General features: G+C 68.9%; 8 protein-coding genes. 4 read left to right on the top strand and 4 right to left on the bottom strand.

What is annotated here, in order from left to right:
• The first annotated feature begins 2 nt into the window (after positions 1-2).
• Positions 3-5,552, top strand: coding sequence for an RHS repeat-associated core domain-containing protein (locus HPO96_RS06835; protein WP_171671936.1), 5,550 nt, complete (start codon positions 3-5; stop codon positions 5,550-5,552).
• Here HPO96_RS06835 and HPO96_RS06840 read toward each other — a convergent pair.
• Positions 5,536-8,472 (bottom strand): AfsR/SARP family transcriptional regulator, encoded by a 2,937-nt coding sequence (locus tag HPO96_RS06840; protein ID WP_171671938.1) that lies wholly within the window; start codon positions 8,470-8,472, stop codon positions 5,536-5,538. The genes HPO96_RS06835 and HPO96_RS06840 overlap by 17 nt on opposite strands.
• Complete coding sequence (locus HPO96_RS06845; RefSeq protein ID WP_171671939.1) at positions 8,469-11,414, bottom strand: AfsR/SARP family transcriptional regulator; 2,946 nt, start codon at positions 11,412-11,414, stop codon at positions 8,469-8,471. The genes HPO96_RS06840 and HPO96_RS06845 overlap by 4 nt, the downstream gene beginning before the upstream one ends.
• A gap of 220 nt (positions 11,415-11,634) precedes the next feature.
• On the opposite strand from HPO96_RS06845, the gene HPO96_RS06850 reads away from it, so the two are divergent.
• Positions 11,635-13,764, top strand: a complete 2,130-nt coding sequence (locus HPO96_RS06850; protein ID WP_171671941.1) for a GH92 family glycosyl hydrolase — start codon at positions 11,635-11,637, stop codon at positions 13,762-13,764.
• Here the strand turns inward: HPO96_RS06850 and HPO96_RS06855 are convergent.
• Entirely contained in the window at positions 13,676-14,263 is a 588-nt protein-coding gene (locus tag HPO96_RS06855) for a HutD/Ves family protein (RefSeq protein ID WP_171671943.1), read from the bottom strand. The two genes, HPO96_RS06850 and HPO96_RS06855, sit on opposite strands and share 89 nt — an antisense overlap.
• Positions 14,264-14,325: 62 nt before the next feature.
• Here HPO96_RS06855 and HPO96_RS06860 point away from each other — a divergent pair, with 62 nt between their 5' ends.
• Positions 14,326-14,832 carry a GNAT family N-acetyltransferase gene (locus HPO96_RS06860; protein WP_171671944.1) on the top strand — a complete coding sequence of 169 codons (507 nt, stop codon included), beginning with the start codon at positions 14,326-14,328 and terminating at the stop codon, positions 14,830-14,832.
• A gap of 1,114 nt (positions 14,833-15,946) precedes the next feature.
• On the opposite strand, the gene HPO96_RS06865 is transcribed toward HPO96_RS06860, so the two are convergent.
• A complete protein-coding gene (locus HPO96_RS06865; RefSeq protein WP_171671946.1) occupies positions 15,947-16,990 on the bottom strand; it encodes an XRE family transcriptional regulator in 1,044 nt (347 codons plus the stop codon).
• Positions 16,991-17,351: 361 nt separating this feature from the next.
• On the opposite strand from HPO96_RS06865, the gene HPO96_RS06870 reads away from it, so the two are divergent.
• Positions 17,352-17,714: a hypothetical protein gene (locus HPO96_RS06870; protein ID WP_171671947.1), complete on the top strand. Its 363-nt coding sequence runs from the start codon at positions 17,352-17,354 to the stop codon at positions 17,712-17,714.
• Positions 17,715-17,812 lie beyond the last annotated feature (98 nt).

A 17,812-nucleotide genomic window follows, 5' to 3' on the forward strand; every position in this document is an offset into this window, starting at 1 on the left:
TCATGCGCTACCGCAAAGCCGCGGCAGGCCTCGTCACCGTCGCGCTCTTCCTGTCCATGCTGACCACCACCGCGTACGCCGACTTCGACCGCAAACCACAGCCGTACGACTCGACCCCGGTCGAGCCGGTCGCGGGTGCCGACTCCGCGTTCCGGGACGGGGCCGCGGACTGGTCCGGCACTCCCGGCGACGCGGCCGGCGATGCCGACGACGGCGACTGGTCGGCCACCGACCTGGCTGCGGCCGGGGCCTGGACCCAGGGCGGCGCGTCCGGCGCGTTCTCCTACACCTACGACCTACGGCTCCCTCCAGCGACCGGGCCGACGCCGTCGCTCGGTCTGACCTATTCGTCGGCCGAACACGACGGCCGGACGTCGGGCAGTAACAGCCAGGCGTCCGCTGTCGGCGACGGCTGGTCGCTGGCGCCCAACTTCATCGAACGCACCTACACCTCCTGCGCCGACGACAAGTCCGGCGATCCGGCCGGGAACCTCTGCTGGGACGGCGATTCGCCGTCGATCACGATCAGTCTGGACGGCGTCAGCACGGCGCTCGTCCGCGACGATGCCACCAAGGCCTGGAAGGCCGCGGACGACGTCGACTGGAAGATCCAGCACTCGGAATCACCCGAACAGTGGACGATCACCACGACCGACGGCACCAAACACCACTTCGGCGCCACGGCGACCTCGCGGTGGACGGTGCCCGTCTTCGGCAACCACTCCGGTGAAGCCTGCTACCCGTCCCGCTGCGACCAGACCTATCGCTGGATGCTGGACAAGTCCGTCGACGTCCACGGCAACTCGACGCAATACACCTACGAGACGGCGACCGGCCGCTACGCGGTCGACTCCGACACCCAGGCGACGTACGTCCGGGAGGGCTGGCTGAAGTCGATCGAGTACGGCGTGCGGACGAACGCCAAGACGGCCAAGGTCGAGTTCACGATGGCAGACCGCTGTCTGTCGGACTGCCGCGAGCCGGACGGCGAGCCGCGCAAGGCCAAGTGGCCGGACACGCCCTGGGAGCTGACCTGCAAGGCCGGGACGAGGTGCGAGCGGACCGCCCCCGCGTTCTTCTCGTCCAAGCGGCTGGCCGCGGTGACGTCGTACGTCGTGGCCAACGGCAACTACACGCCGGTGGACTCCTGGAAGCTGACCCACAAGTTCAAGGACTACGGGGACAAAGAGCAGGTCGTCCTGTGGCTGGCCGCCATTCAGCACACCGGACACGTCGGCGGGACGGCGACGACGCCGCCGGTGGAGTTCGGCGGGACGTTCCTCCCGAACCGCGTCGACACCGGCGAGGCGTTCCCGGGGATCTGGCGGCCGCGGCTGACCTCGATCAAGAACGAGACCGGCGGCGTGACGACCGTCAACTACACCGAGCCGGACTGCGGCCGCGGTGACCTGCCGGCCAGCGCGCATCAGAACAACCGGCGCTGCTTCCCGGCCCGCTACACACCAGAAGGCCTGAGTGAGCCGGTGGACGTCTACTTCCACAAGTACGTCGTCCGGTCGGTCGCCGAGTCGGACGCGACGGGCGGTGGCGACACGGTTTGGAAGTTCTACGAGTACTCGACCGAGGGCGGCGGAACGGCCGCACTGTGGGCCTGGAACGACGCAGAGTTCGTCGAGAAGAAGGACCGGGACTGGAACCAGTGGCGCGGCTACGCGCAGGTCGTCACACTGACCGGAGATCCGGCCGACCCGGGCCCGCAGCTGCGCACCCGCGCCCGGTACTACCGCGGTCTGGACGGCGACAAGCTCCCCAGTGGGAAGCGCTCGGTCACGCTCACCGATGCGAACGGTCAGACCGCAACGGACCATCGGGCACTCGCCGGTGTGGAGTGGGAGACAGCATCCTTCAACGACACCACACTGATCGGAACGGAGACCAGCTGGTACTGGACAGCACGCACCGCGAAGCGCAGCTACGAGGGCGGCTCCGTCGAGGCTTGGCTGACCGGCGAGCGGCGTACCGACACTCGCACGTTGCTGGCGCCGTCAGTCTGGCGAACTGCCCGGACCGAGACGGCGTACGACGAACGCGGCCGGGAGATCCGCGTCGACCAGCAGGGGGATGTCGCCAAGTCAGGCGACGAGCGGTGTGTGCGGACGACGTACGCGGACAACACAGCGCTCTGGCTGCTGGAGCTGGTGTCGACAGTGGAGTCCGTCTCCGTTGGTTGTGCCGCCACGGTGAACCGGCCGACCGACGTCATCGGTGGGCTGCGGGCGTACTACAACGGTACTGGCCTGATGACTCGCTCGGAGGCGTTGGAGAGTGGCGATGTCTACAAGACGATCGGAACGTCCACCTTCGACACCCTCGGTCGGCAGCTGACCGCTACCGACGCACTGGGCAACAAGACGACCACGGCGTACGTACCTGCTGCAGGCGGGCCGGTGACGGCAACGACCAGCACCAACGCGCTGGGGCATGTCACCACCACCAAGCTGTTGCCTGGCTGGGGTTTGATCACCGAGACAACCGACCCGAACGCCCGCCGGACAGTCGCGTCCTACGACCCGCTGGGCCGCCGGACCGCGGTGTGGCTGCCTGGGCGCGATGCTACGACCGAAAGCGCCAGCCAGCGGTTCAGCTATCACGTCGCGCAGAACACGCCGACCACGGTGACAGCCGAGCGGATGATCCACGATGGCTCGTACCTGCGCAGTGTGACGCTCTACGACTCCCTGCTGCGCTCCCGGCAGGTGCAGGCACAGACGAACGGCGGCCGGCTCGTCTCGCAGACCGTCTACGACTCCTACGGTCGAGAGCGATTCAACTCCGGGCCGGTGTACAACAACGTCTCCGGTCCGAACGGGACGCTCGTCCGGATCAGCCGGACGAACGACGTCGCACGCACCGAACTCGCTTACGACGCAGCTGGTCGGGTCACCGACGAGGTGTTCGTGGTGAAGGACCGGGAGAAGTGGCGGACGTCGTACCGGTTCGGCGGTGACGCCACGAACTGGCGGACCACGGTGATCGCTCCCGAGGGCGGGACGAGCCGATCGACACTGGTCGACGCACTTGGTCGCACGGTTGAGCTGCGGCAGTACAAGGACCGCAACGCGACCGGGGCGTTCGACGCGACGAAGTACACGTATGCGCCGAACGGCCAACTGGGCACCGTCACCGACCCGGGGCGCAATCAGTGGCGATACGAGTACGACGTGCGCGGCCGCCGGACCGCACTGCACGACCCGGACACCGGTACGTCGCGTACGGCGTACAACGCGGGCGGTCAGGTCACAGCGACGACGAACGGGAACAACGAGACCATCAACTACCAGTACGACGCGTTGGGGCGGCAGACGAGGGTTCTGGCCGGTACGACGCCGCTCGTCGAGCGTGCGTACGACGGCGCCGAGCACGGGATCGGGATGCCGTTCACGGCGACGCGTTGGGTCGACGGGCAGGCATGGACGTCGGAGACCCGAAAGTACACGCCGGAAGGCCAGGCCAAGCAGGTCTACACGCATCTGCCGAAGGCTGCAGGCGCGTTGGCCGGGTCGTACTGGGAGGCCTACACCTATAACGAGGACGGCTCACTCCACACCTCCGGCGCAAAGGCCGCAGGCAGTCTGGACGAAGAGGTGATGACGCAGTCGTACGACGCGATGGGCCGGCCGAGCCGGGTGACGTCGTGGGGTGACGACTTCGGGTTCGGCCACGTCTACGTCGACAACGCCGTCTACTCGCCGTACGGGCAGCTGTTGCAGCGGCGCTTGGGCGACTCGGCCTGGCAGACGTGGATCTACGAGGAGGGCACCGGACGGCTCGAACAGTTCTACTTCGACAAGAACGGCACGAATCATGATGTGGCCGCGCTGTCGTACCGGTACGACGCTTCCGGCAATGTGCTGGCCATCGGGGACACTCCGGAGACGCAGTGCTTCCGCTACGACTCGTTGCAACGTCTGACGGATGCCTGGGCGCAGACCAGCGCTACATGCGCGGAGCCAACTGCCGGTGGGCCGGCTGCGTACCACTCGGCGTACACGTACGACCTGGTCGGCAACCGGAAGAGTGAGCGGCGGTGGACTCCGGGCGGCTCGGTCGAGGACACGTACTCGTACGCGGCTGGTCCGCATCAGCTGACCGGGGTTGCGTCGACCAGCGGTGCGTCGACCGCGTTCAGCTACGACAAGGCCGGTTTCAGCACCGGTATCGACGCCGACGTCCTGGACTGGACGCCGACCGGCCGGCTGAACACCGTCACCTCTGCGGCCGGGACAGCGAAGTTCTACGACAACGCTGACGGGCAACGACTGTTGCGGGCCGATGCCAACGGCGACCTGACGGCGTGGGTCGCGGGGTATGAGCTGACGTACACGAAGGCGACCGGCAAGGTCGAGGCCACGCGGTACTACAAGCACGGCGACGACGTCGTCGGCACCCGCAACGGGCTCGGGGACCTGCTGTGGGTCGCCGGTGATCACCACGGCACCAACCAGTGGATCGTCAACAGCGAAACGCTGACCGCAACCGTCCGGCGCCGCGACCCGTTCGGCAACCAGCGCGGGCCAGCGCCGGCCACCTGGCCCGACAACCGTGGTTTCGTCGGCGGCCTGCAGAACGACGCCGTCCAGCTCACCACCATCGGCGCCCGCGAGTACGACGCCGCCACCGGCCGCTTCATCTCGGCCGACCCGCTGATGGACCTGGCCGACCCGCAACAACTCAACGGCTACGCCTACGCCAACAATTCCCCCGTCACGATGTCCGACCCCAGCGGCCTCAAGAGCGTGCGCAAAGCCGCCCGAGTCCCCAAACCCGGCAAGAAGGTCAAGAAACAGTCCAAATCCACCGGCCAGACCCGCACCCCCCGCAAACCCAACACCAACGGCGCCGCCCGCCGCGGCCCCGGCTCCTCCGAGGCCACCCCACCCCGAGCCCCCAAAGGCATCCCCGACCGCCCCAACGACAAGAAGGTCCGCCCTGGCGGCCCCATAACCCACCCCGGCGGAACCGGCGTGGCCGCACCTCGCGACGACATGTCGGACCGGTTCTGGAACGGCGTCGACCAGGTGTGGGACGTGGCCAGCTCGACCTGTGGTCTGCAGCCCACCGAACGGCTGCGCCTGGGCTGTGAGATTTACACCGAGGAGTACGCACCGGGCGGGATCGGGGTGTGCACCGGAGTGAATGCCTCGTCGCTCGGCCAAGTCGGCGTGAGCAACTGTGCGGTGTACACCAGAGACGACGGCCTGGTGATGACCAGCACCACGCAGAAGGGGTTCACCAGCACGCTGCTCGGCGTCGGCGCGAATCTCGGCGGCACGCTCACGTCGGCGTCCTCGGCCGAGGAACTCACCGGCTCCGGCTGGACGGTGGGCGTTGAGGGCGGCGCGAGCGACTTCGTCTCGGTCGGCACCTCGAGCTCGGTACCGACCGGCGGCAACTGGTCCACCGGTGCGAATGTCGGCGTCGGCGCCGGCGTCAGCCCGCCGATCGGCGGATCGCTGACCTACGAGGAGACGACCGCGGTCACCTACGACCAATACATGGAAGCTTGGCGGGAGGTCATGCCGTTCTTCTGACCTGACCCCGGCGGAGGCGGTTGATCGGTGCGGCTATCCGGTCGGCCGCCTCGCGGTGGGGGTGGGTGGGGGCGCCTAGGGCGGTTTGGGCGGTGGTTAGGGCTCGGAGGGCTAGTTCTTGGCGGGCGGGCCAGGGCATGGCTGCGTAGGCGTGGGCGGCTTGGGTGGCGTGGTCGCGGGCGGTGGGGTGGTTGCCGAGGCCGTTGTGGACGCCGGCCAGGACGAGGGTCAGGTAGATCTGGGAGCCGCGGGCGATCCGGGGCCACTTGGCGCGGGCTTCGGTGACCAGGTCGTGGGCGGCGGCGTGGTCACCGAGTTCGACGAGGACTTCGGCCAGGTCGAGCAGGACGGCGGGCGCCATCGAGGACATCTTGCGCTCGTAGACCAGCCGGAGTTCGGTTTCGAAGGTGGACCGCGCGGACTCCAGGCGGCCGGCGTGCAGGTGGATCTGCGCCTGGACCTGCAGGCACCAGATGTCGAGGTGGCCGAACGAGCCGCCGCGTGCGATCGACAGCGCGGCCGCGATCGCCTGCGTGGCCTGGTCGAACTCGCCGCGGTTGACGTGCAGCTCCGCGGTGGAGACGCCGAGCCGGATGCGCTGCTCGTCGGTCCGCGAGTCCGCGGTGGCCTGCTCGGCGCGCCGGATGTACTCCGCCGCCTCGTCGAACCGCCCGATCCGGAGCAGCACCTGGATCATGTTCCCGGTGCCGGTGACCTGGGATCGGATGTTCCCGTGCGCGGCCGCCAGCTCGACCGCCCGGATGAAGGCCGGCGCCGAGCGGGCGAAGTCGCCGTGGTCGTGCAGGTAGATGCCGAGGTTCCCGTTCGCCGTGGTCTGTTCGCGATCGGTCAGCGGCGCGGCGAGCGCGACGGCCCGGGTGCCGATCTCGATAGCGGCGGCGGTGTCGCCGTCGATCCGCGCGGCGGATGCCGTCAGCACCGTCATCCGGAATCGGCCGAGCGCATCGTCGGCCTGCTCGGCGCGCCGGGTGGCCACCTCGATGAGTCGGCGGATCCGCTCGACCGAGCGCCACTCGTTGAGGGTGTTGCGCAGTGGGAGCACAAGTCGCCAGAGGCGCGGGTGGTCCTGGAGCGCCTCGGCGGCGAGGAAGACGTTGGTCTCCTCAGCGGCGATCGGTTCGTAGGCGCGGTCGTGGTGCCAGTCGATGAAGCGATCGACCAGCTGGGCTCGGTCCTCCGGCGTCAGGTCGCGTTCGGCGACTCGGGCGGCGTACAGGCGGACGAGGTCGTGCAGACGGTATCTGCGGGCTTGGTGCTGCTCCATCAGGTTCGCGGTCAGCAGCCGGCGCAGTGCGGCCGTTGGATCCGACTCGGACACCGCCACGACGAGCTCTTCGGCGAAGTCCTCTCCGGGCAGTGCGCCGAGGAGTGCGAACAGTCGCTGCGCTTCGCCGTCGAGGACGCGGTACGACAGGTCCAGGCTCGCAGTGACCGCCGCAGCCGGGTCGCCTTCGACTGCGAGCACTTCGAGCCGGTCTCGGCGTACTAGCTCGCTGACGTAGTCACCGATCGAGAGGTGTGGCTCGGCGGCTACATGGGCGGCGGCGATGCGCAGTGCGAGCGCAAGCTGCCCACACAGGTCCACGAGCCGTTCTGCAGCTTCCGGCTCCCCACCGACCCGCTCCACACCGAGGACCTGCGTCAGCAGCTCCACCGCCTCACTGCGGCTGAACATGCCCACCTGCACCGGACGGGCGTCGTTCAGGGCAATCAAGCCGGTAAGGCGGTCGCGACTGGTCACGATCGTGTGGCAGCCGACACCGGGCAGTAGCGGCCGCACCTGTTCGGCATTGCGCGCGTTGTCCAGGACGACGAGTACGCCGCGGTCAGCCGTGACAGCACGGAACAGCTCGGCCGCTGCGTCCACGTCGTCCGGCACCTCCTCCCCCGGCACACTCAGCGCCAGCAGCAACCGGCCAAGTGCGTCGCGCGGCGACACGGCGTCCCCTTCGTCGAAGCCGCGCAGATTGACGTACAGCAAGCCGCCGGGGAAGTCCCGTACCCGCGAATGCCCCCAATGCACTGCCAGCGCAGTCTTTCCAGCACCACCCGGCCCGACCACAGCCACCAGCGGCACGCCGGGCGCTGGGTCGAGCAGCTGGTCCAGGGCGCCCAGCTCCGCTGCTCGGCCGGTGAACCCGCTGATGTCGGCCGGCAGCTGGATCGGCGCCACCTCCAACCCCAGCGTCGGATCCTGCTGCAGAATCCGCACGTGCAGCTCACGCAGCTGCGTCGACGGATCAGCACCCAGCTCCTCCCGCAACCGGGTCCGCATCGCCTCGAACCGAGTCAACGCCTCCGCAGGACGACCGCAGCGGTAATAGGCGAGCATCAACAACCCAGCCAGCGGTTCCACCAGCGGCGCCGCATCCGCAAGCCCCACCAGCTCTCCCAGCACAGCCTCATGCCGACCGGCCTCCAGCTCAGCCGTGTACCGCTCAGCCAGCAACTCGAGTCGCTCAGCCGCCAGCACAGCCCGCGCCTGCTCGGCCCAGCGCCCACCAATCCCCACCAGCGCATCAGCACCCACCAGCTCACACGCTTGCCGCCATGCGTCCAGCCCGGTCGTCCGGGCTTCCGCGCGCAGCGCACGGACAGCAAGCACGTCGACCGCACATGGATCGACATCCAGCACATAGCCATGCGAACCAGCTCGCCGGATCGTTGCACCGGGCACCGCCTTCAGTGCAGCGCGCAGCCGGGCGACGTACGAGTAGAGCGCACTCAGGACGGCGTCCGGCGGATCGCCGTCCCAAACCTGGTCAATCAGGTCGGACTGCGCAACCGGCGTCCCCGGGTGCAAGGCGAGCACCGCCAGCACACAGGCCAGTTTGGGCGCACGGATCGGCTGACCGGCGATCGCTACCCGGCCGAGCAGCCGGATTGTGGGTTCGGTCATCTACGCGCTCGCAGGAGGCGGTTGATGGGTGCGCTGATCTCATCGGCGGCGGCCAGGAATCCCGGGTCCTGCCCAGCATGCGCCTCCGCCAACGCCACCAGCGCCAGCTCATGCCGAGCCGGCCACGGCATCGCGGCGAAGATGTCGACAGCGACCTGCGCATGGGCACGCGCCGCGTCGTACTCGCCCAGACCGAGATGGACGCGCGCCTGCAGGTAGTCCACGAAGGCCTGTGCACCGCGCGACAGGTCCGTCCATTTCCGGCGCACCTCGGGAAGCAGCTCCGCAGCCTGCCGGTACTCGCCCAGTTCGACAAGGGCCTCGCCGAGATCGCACAGGATGTCCAGATCGAAGCTGGCCAGCTTGCGTAACCGCGCCAGCCGCAGCTCTTCCTCGAACGAGTCACGCGCCGCCTCCGGACGCCCGGCGCTCAGCTGAGCACGCCCTTGGACGTTCAGGCACCACATGTCCAGGTAGGGATGTGCCGCCTGGCGAGCGGCCGCCATGGCCGCGTCCACCGTCTGCAAGGCCTGGTCGACCGCACCGGCGGCAATCTGCAACTCGGCGTCGGACAGGTCGAGGCCGACCCGTTGGGCGACGGTCAGCTCCGCCCCGGCGATGCGACGCGCGCTCTCGACGTACGGCGGGCCTTCGTCGTACCGGCCGAGTTGCGCCAGCAAGCGGGCCAGCGTCGTGACGAAGATCTGCAACGAGCGGCTGTTCTCCGAGGCGATCGCGAGGTCCAGCGCCACCTTGAAGGCGGCTGCGGCGCCGGCGAAGTCGCCGTGATCGATCAGGTAGATGCCGAGGTTGCCGCCCGCGGCGGTCTGCTCCCGAGCGCTCAGGCTCTCCGCGAGGGCAAGCGCTCGGGTGCCGAGCTCGATCGCGCTCGCGGTGTCGCCGTCCACCCGGTAGGTGTTCGCGCGCAGGCTAGTCATCCGGAACAGCCCGAAGGCGTCTCCGGCCGCCGCCGCGTTGTCGCCGGCCAGCTCGGTCAGCTGGCGCAGGCGGCCGCTGAGACGACCTTCGTTGAGGACGTTGCGCAGTCCGAAGACCAGCCGCCACAGTTGCGGGTGGTCGTGCAGGACCTCACAGGCGACGAACATGTTGGTCTCTTCGGCAATGACCGGCCGGTAGGCGCGGTCATGGTGCCAGGTGATGAAGCCGTCGATCAGCGTGGCTCGAGCGGGTTCGCTGAGCGCCTGGGCGCCGGTGCGAGCGGCGTACAGGCGGACCAGGTCGTGCATGCGGTATCTGCGCGCCTGGTGCTGTTCCAGCAGATGTGCGCCGACGAGTTTGCGGAGCGCCCGCACCGTGTCCGCCTCGGCCAGCTCGGACAGGGACCCGATCAGCTCTTCGGTGAAGTCCTCCCCGGGCAGAACGCCCAGCTGGGCGAAGAGCTCACGCGCCTCTGCGTCGAGCACTCGGAGCGACAGATCCAGGTTGGCAGTGACGGCGGCGGCCGGATCGTCATCGACAGCGAGGACATCGAGGCGGTCGCGTCGCTCCAGCTCACGCACGTAGTCGGCGATCCGGAGGTGCGGTTCGGCGGCCACGTAGGCCGCGGCGATCCGCAGTGCGAGCACCAGGTGCCCGCACAGCTCTGCGAGCCGCTCAGCTGCCGTTGGCTCGGCCGCAACCCGCTCCGGGCCGAGGATGCGCGCGAGCAGCTCGACTGCCTCTGCTGGTCCGAGCATGCCGACCGGCACCGGACGGGCGCCGTTCACAGCGATCAGCCCGGTGAGCCGGTCGCGGCTCGTGACGATCGTGAAGCATCCGGCGCCGGGCAGCAGCGGCCGAACCTGCTCGGCGTTGCGCGCGTTGTCGAGGATGACGAGGACGCGGCGATCGGCCGTGATGCTCCGGAAGAGCGCCCCGGCGGCATCGACGTCCTGGGGGATCGCCTCACCTGGCAGGTTCATCGCCACCAGCAACCGGCTCAGCGCCTCCCGCGGCGCGACTGTCTCACCGTCGTCGAAGCCGCGCAGGTTCACCGACAGCAGACCGCCAGGGAACCGCTCGACCATCGAGTGCCCCCAGTGGACGGCCAGTGCGGTCTTGCCGGCCCCAGCCGGCCCGATCACCGCGGCGAGTGCCACGGCAGCCGCCGGGTCTGCCAGCTGGTCCAGGAGCTTCAGCTCTTCGGTGCGGCCGGTGAAACCGCTGATGTCCGCCGGTAGCTGAACCGGCGCGGTGACCAGCTCCAGCGTCGGGTCCTGCCGAAGAACGCGCAGCTGCAGGTCACGCAGCTGCTGGGACGGATCTGTTCCCAGCTCCTGCCGCAGGTGCGTCCGTGTCGCCTCAAACCGAGCGAGCGCCTCAGCTGGGCGGCCGCAGCGGTAGTAAGCGAGCATCAGCAGCCTGACGAGCGGCTCAGTCAGAGGCGCCGCGTCAACCAGCCCGACCAGCTCGGTCAGCGCAGCCTCATGCCGGCCAGCCTCCAGCTCGGCCGCGTACCGCTCAGCCAGCAGCTCGCCCCGTTCAACGGCCAGCGCCGCCCGCGTCTGCTCGGCCCAACGTCCGCCGATCCCAACCAGCGCCTCCTCACCAGCCAACCCACAGGCACTCCGCCAGGCCTCCAGAGCTGCTTCCCCGCGGCCGAGGCCACGCGCCTCGTCACGCAGCACCCGCGACGCATGGAGGTCGACCTCCCCCGGCTCGACCTCCAGCACGTACCCGTGGGCACCGGCGCGCCGAATCGCAGCCCCTGGCACCGCCTTCAGCGCTGTGCGCAGCCGGGCGACGTACGAGTAGAGCGCACTCAGGACGCTGTCCGGCGGGTCGCCGTCCCAGACGCGGTCGATCAGGTCGGTTTGCGGCACCGGCATGCCAGGCTGCAGCGCAAGGACTGCGAGCACACAGGCGAGCTTGGGCGCGCGGATCACGTCGCCGGCGATCGCCACCGGTCCGAGCAGCCGGATCCTGGCGGGGGAAGGCGGCATGCCGCGGACGTTAACAGCTCAACGGTCATCCCAGCAGCCGAGATCTCACGCGCTGAACCGGCGCCCGCGAGCCGACGTATGGAGGGGGTCGGCGCCGCGGCCTCCGTCGGCCGAGGGCGGAGGCCGCGGTGTCCGATCGGTGAGCGCCGGGTGCGCGGACGGCGGGGTGGACTGGCATGCTGTGGCGGCCATAGATCGGATCTTTGCGAGGGAACGTTCGATGACTGAGCGGCCAGCGGTGGACGATATCGACCCATTGATCGGAGCACTGACCACGTTGCCGGAGACGGCGTGTGGGAAGACGTACCCGGGGCCGGTGACGCCGTTCGGATTGGTGCAGCTCAGCCCGGACACCGTCAGCGGGGGTGATCACGGCAGTGGCTACTCGGCCGACATGGAGACGATCGAGGGGTTCAGCTTCACGCATCTGGGCGGAGTCGGGTGTTACGGCGACCTCGGGAACCTCCAGGTGATGCCGCAGACGGGCGCGTTGGTCACCGGCCGGGTCGCGGCGAACAGCCGGTACCGCGAGCAGACCGTCAGCGCCGGGTACTACTCGGTCGAGCTGGAGCGGTACGACGTCCGCGTCGAACTCGCGGCCGCGGCGCGGGCCGGGATGCTGCGATTCACGTTCGCCGCCGACCGGCCGCGGGTCAAGGTCGACCTGGCCCGGCGGATCGGGTTCGACGGGTCGCATTCGGTCGAGCAGTCGTTCACCGTCGTGGACGACCACCGGGTCGAGGGCTGGATGCGGTGCGATCGCAGCGGCGGCGGCTGGATCTGCGGCCAGGGCCCGGCGTTCACGGTCCACTTCGCGCTGGTCTTCGATCGCGCGATCGTTGCGCATGGCAACTGGGAAGGCGCCGAGGTGCGCGCCGACCGATCCCGGACGACGACCGCGGCGGAGGCCGGTTGCTACGCGGAGTTCGACGGCCCGGGAGTGCTGCGCGCGAAGGCCGGCATCTCCTACACCAGTCTCGACGGCGCCCGGGCGAATCTCGCCCACGACCTGCCGGACTGGGATTTCGACGCGGTCGTCACCCGCGCCCGCGCGCAGTGGGCCGCCGTCCTCGACAAGGTCGCGATCGAGGGCGGCACCCCCGACCAGCGGCAGATCTTCCGGACGGCGCTCTATCACACGATGCTCGAGCCCCGCCGCTTCGCGGATGTCGACGCCGGTACGCCGTACGAGCGGCGGACCGTCTTCAGCGGCTGGGACGTCTTCCGGGCCCAGATGCCGCTGATGACGATCATCGACGAGCAGGTGGTGACCGATCAGCTGAACACCCTGATCGACCTGACCGACTCGGGTCAGGTCATAGGCCTGGCCCGGTGGGAACTGCTCGGCACCGACACCGACACGATGCTCGGCGACCCGGCGATCAACCTCATCGCGGAGGCCGTGCTGAAGGGCATCGTCGACTTCGACGTCGACAAGGCGTACCGCTTCAGCCGCGAGGTCGCACTCGGCCCGGCCGAGCGGTCGAACCGCGGCGAACTGGCGAACTGGCTGCAGCAGGGCTACGCATCCGGCGAGTACTCGCTGTCGATGACCGTCGAGAACGCCTACACCGACCACGCACTGGCCAGACTCGCCGAACACCTCGGCCACCCGGACGACGCGGCGATCCTCGACGCGAGCGCGCAGAACTACCGCAACGTCTTCAACCCCGAGCTCGGCTGGTTCCGCGGCCGGCACCCCGACGGAACCTGGATGGGCCCGGACGAAGGCTGCGCGGAGAGCAACCCCGAGCAGCAGGGCTGGTTCGTCCCGCACGACGTCGCCGGCCTGATCGACCTGGTCGGCGGACCGGAGCCGTTCATCGAGCGCCTGAACGCGATCTTCGAGAACACGCCCCCGGCCGACCTGATGAAGTGGAACGATTTCTACAACCACTCCAACGAGCCGGTGCACCAGATGGCGTTCCTGTTCACCTACGCCGGCGCCCCCTGGCTGACCCAGAAATGGTCGCGCTACATCTGCGACCACGGCTACGGCACGGGCCCCGAAGGACTCGGCGGCAACGAGGACTGCGGCCAGATGTCCGCCTGGTACATCTTCGCCGCCGCCGGACTCTACCCCGTCTCCCCCGTCGACCAGATCTACATCCTCGGCAGCCCGATCTTCGACACCGTCACCTTCCGCACCAGCCGCGGGACGGAGTTCGCCGTACGCCGAACCGGCACCGGCCCGTACGTCGCGAGCGCGACCCTCAACGGCCGGCCAATCGACCGCGCCTGGATCACCCACTCCGAAGTCGTCACCGGTGGGGAGCTCCACTTCCACCTGACGCCGGCGCCGACAGATTGGGGCTCAAAGCAACTACCGCCACGACTCCGGCGCCGGTGACGGAAGCGGGCGGCCCGGCCACCACATCACGGACGCCGAGCAGCTCGCTCCCGACCGTGAACGCGCCGTCCAGCACGGCCAGGAAGTCACCCTGCACCGACTCCTCGCCAGTTACCCGCCGACACTCCACCGCGGCCGTCACCACGCCCCGACGCGTCATCACGTTGAAGGCGACCACCGGCGCCGCCACCTCAGCCGTGACCTCCGCCTCGCCCGCGAAGGCGAACGGCTCGAACGGCCGCAGGACCCGCGCTCGCGGCAGCATCAGCCGGAGCTCGTCACCGGCCGCGACCGTCAGAATCCGATCGATCCCCGGGAAGACGGAGAAGGCGCCGGGCCGCTCGATCTCCGCGAAGCTCAGCCGCCAGTCGAACCGATCGGCGGCGCCGCGATCGCCCGGCGGCTCGCCACTCCCGTGGGCCACCTCGTAAGTGACCCCCAGGCCGTTCTTCCACGGCACCGGCCGGTGCTCCGCGGCTCGCAACACCCGAAACCTCATCCGGTAACGCTAGTACGCTGGTTCGGACGGGTGACGGCTGGACGCACCGGGGGGCATCGAGCGTGGACATCGAGGTGCTGGCCGAAGACGACTGGAAAGCGCTCCGCTCCGTTCGGTTGCGCGCGCTCGAAGACTCGCCGGCCGCGTTCCTGGCGAAGACCGAGACCTCCTGGGGCGAGCCGGAGTGGCGGGCCGCCGTCCGCGACGGCGACTGGATCGTCGCCCGGCACGGCGAGCAGGTGATCGGCGTCGTCCACTGCGTGCGGGGTGACGACCGACCGGCGGACGAGCGGCATTTCGAGTCGGTCTGGGTCGATCCGCTGCACCGGCGCAGCGGCGTCCTGCGCGCGTTCCTGAGCCATCTGGTCGCCTACGACCCGGCCGTCCGCACGCTGATGGTCTGGATCCTCGACGGCAACGACGCGGCGCGCGCCACCTACGAACGGCTGGGGTTCGAATCCACCGGCGAGCGCCAGCCCCTCCCCGGCGCACCGCGCCGCGTCGAGGAGCGGCTCAGACTCGCACTCAACGCCAACCACGATTCGACCGACCCCGCCCCGGAGTCGTAGCCCGCCGCGTACCAAGTCGAGAGCCCGAGAGTCTCCATCGCCTCACGCTCACTACAGGCCGTCCCTGCCGCCGGCAGCAGCCGCTGCCAGCTCGCGTCGTCGGCACGCCACTTCTCGATGAAGTCGACACAAAGCTCCGGACTGATCAAGCTCAGCTGCTCCGTGGCCTGCGCCAGCGATTGCAGCGCATCGTCTGCCGACAGCCGCGCCAGCCGGTCGCGGGTCGTGCTGATCATCGCCTGGCGGTCTTCCAGGAAGTACTGCCAATGCCGTGGACCGGTCGCAGCCTCCAATTGCTCGGCCAGACTCCAGCCCGGCGTACTGGAGAAGAGCGCGTAGAGGCCTTCGGCGAGGACGTCGCCCAGCTCCTCACGGCCGGCCCGCTCCGGATCTTCGAACGGCCGGTACTCGTCCTGCCGGACCTCGCCGATCTTGGGCAGCGCGCGAGCGGCCGCGTGCTGCGCGAAGAAGAACCAGTCCTCGTTGTAGATATCGGGAAAGAACGACAACGCCGGATGCTGAGTGTTGACGCCGAGCACGGCGCCGCTGACGAAGATGTCCTGCTGCAGGCCGGCGAGGCGGCGGGCGTGGCAGACCACCGAGTTGTCCGGGAAGTATCGGCTGGCCATCGACGCGACCGGATAGCGATCGAGCGAAGCGGCCAGCCGGGAGACATCCAGCGGGCGCAGCTGGTAGATGTCGTCGTCGACGAACAGGATCTTGCGCCAGCCGCGCAGCCGCGCGAGGAGCAGGCCGAGGTTGCGCTTGACGCTGAGATCGCTGGAGCGGCCGCAGCTGACCGTCCGGAAGATCTCGTCGGATGTGCGCGGCTGGTGGCCCGGCAGCGTGTAGTCGTCGGGGACGTCGACGACCAGCGCCTGGGCCCCGAAGGTGTCCTCGACGCGGGCCGCGACCTTGTCCGCCTGGGCCTGCCGGCTGCACAACACGACCAGCGGGACCGACAGCTGCGCGGACAACTCGATGAGCCGCTGCAGCGACGATCGCGCGGCCGGGACGACGATCGCGTCCAGCCGGCTGTTCGCCGAGGTCGACCGGACCGTCGAGACGTCGCGCAGCAGGGACGCGTGGGAGGGGACGTGTTTGATCGGGTGGCTCACTCGGCAGATGCCTTCTTCTTCGGCGACCACTCGAAGAGGCGGTTCGCCGCGATCTCCAGGTCGGGTGAGATCGTCTCGGTGCCGACCACCAGAACGCGCAGCAGCAGCGCGAACGAGCCGCCCGGGAAGTGCTCGGCCAGGTAGGCCTCGTTGCGTTCGCGCACGTCGGCATCGGTCAGCGTCCGGACCGCGCCGAGCACGCCACGGCTGTGGATACCGTTGCAGATGGTCACAGTGCGGCCGTGTTTGAACGGATTCCGCAGGCGGGCCAGCAGTGCGACGTCCTCGGCGAGCATCCGGACGCCTTCGACCTCGTCCCAGACCGGCCAGAACTCCTGGCCGCCGGCGCTGCTCGACCGGAAGATCTCGCCGGTCTCCAGCTCCGGGACCTCGACCTGGGAGACCGGGAGCTCCCGGAAGATCCGCAGCATCCGCTTGGCCAGCTGGTTCCACGCGACGCCGCCGAGGACGACGACGTGACTGCTCAGATCCTCGTGGACGAACTCCGAGGGCAGGCGGTGGACGACGGTCAGCTCCGGATTGACCGCCCGCAGATGACCCACCAGCTCGATGAGCGCGTCGAGATCGGCGTACCGGTACATCCGGGTGTAGTTGGGATCGGCCTCGTTCGCCAGCGGCGACCGCTCGTCCTCCGGGACTTCGGGGCAGATGATCGTGATCGGCCCGTCCTCGAACTTCCAGGTGGACGCCGGGCGCGCGCCGCCGTGGACGGCGTCCCGGAGACCGATCAGCTCTTGGTGCAGCTCCTGGAAGTTGCGCTGCTCGACGGCCGAGAGCTCACCGCCGGGGATCAGGCGCGGCGGATCGGAGGCGAAGAACAGCGCGTAGGAATGCAGCCGCTCGGCCGGCGGTAGCTTCGGCGTGGACAGCGACTCCCAGGAGCTGATCGTCGAGACCGCGACCGGCTCCTCCGCGCTCAGGGCATCCGCGAGCATCGCCTGAGTCAGCTTCGGCTCCTGCGACTCGCGCAGGTCCCGCAGCTTGCTGGCAAGCCGGACGGCCTCAGGTGAAGCGACCAAGACAGGCTCCCGGAAAATCGGTTGAGTGTTCGGAACGCGTACACCCGTGTATACACCCGATTACACCCGAAATGCTGTAGATGCATGCCATTCGAGACCTTTCGCGGTGCAGTCGGCACAGAGACAACGGATGCGGTCACCAAAGGTCACGGTTCACACCGACGCGCAGAACCGCATTGCCAGCGGATCACACCGGATCTACTCTCTATACATAGAGTCTACCGATTTCAGGTGTAGTCGGTAAGGACGGTAGAGGAGACGCCAGGGCCCCACTCGACACGCAGTGCGCGAGGGAACCCTGGCCTACGCCGAGAGTTCGACGGCGTCGCCGGTCCTCCGCATTTCGTAAGAGGTGGTGACCATGCTGAAATCCACGCGCAGCACCACGCGCCCCGCCACCAGCCTGTGGTTCCTGATGGCCGCCGATCTGATGGCCGTCGTTTGGATGCACATCTTCGGCCCCTGGCTCGACCACTCGTCCCGTTTCACCTCCACGGCAACCCTCGGCGGCCACCACCTGATCGTGATGATCGCCGCCGCGATCGGGTTCGCCATGCTGGCCGCGCTCGCGATCCTCACCGAGGGCTTCACGAAGGCGACCACCAAACTCACCATCGCCACCAACGTCGCCTGCGTCATCTCGGTGATCGCGCTGGCCGGCCTGATCGCGCTCATCCTCGCCGCGCTGCTGAGCCGGCTGATCTTCGGCAAACTCCGGCCCTGAGCTTGTACGGTGGGGCTCAAGGACCTGCGAAAAGGGAGCGTCGCCGTGAAGGAGCGAAGCGAGTTCACAAATGAGACGGGTCGCTTGGTGCCTCAGCC

It is taken from the genome of Kribbella sandramycini, assembly GCF_013131805.1.
Lineage (GTDB): Bacteria > Actinomycetota > Actinomycetes > Propionibacteriales > Kribbellaceae > Kribbella > Kribbella sandramycini.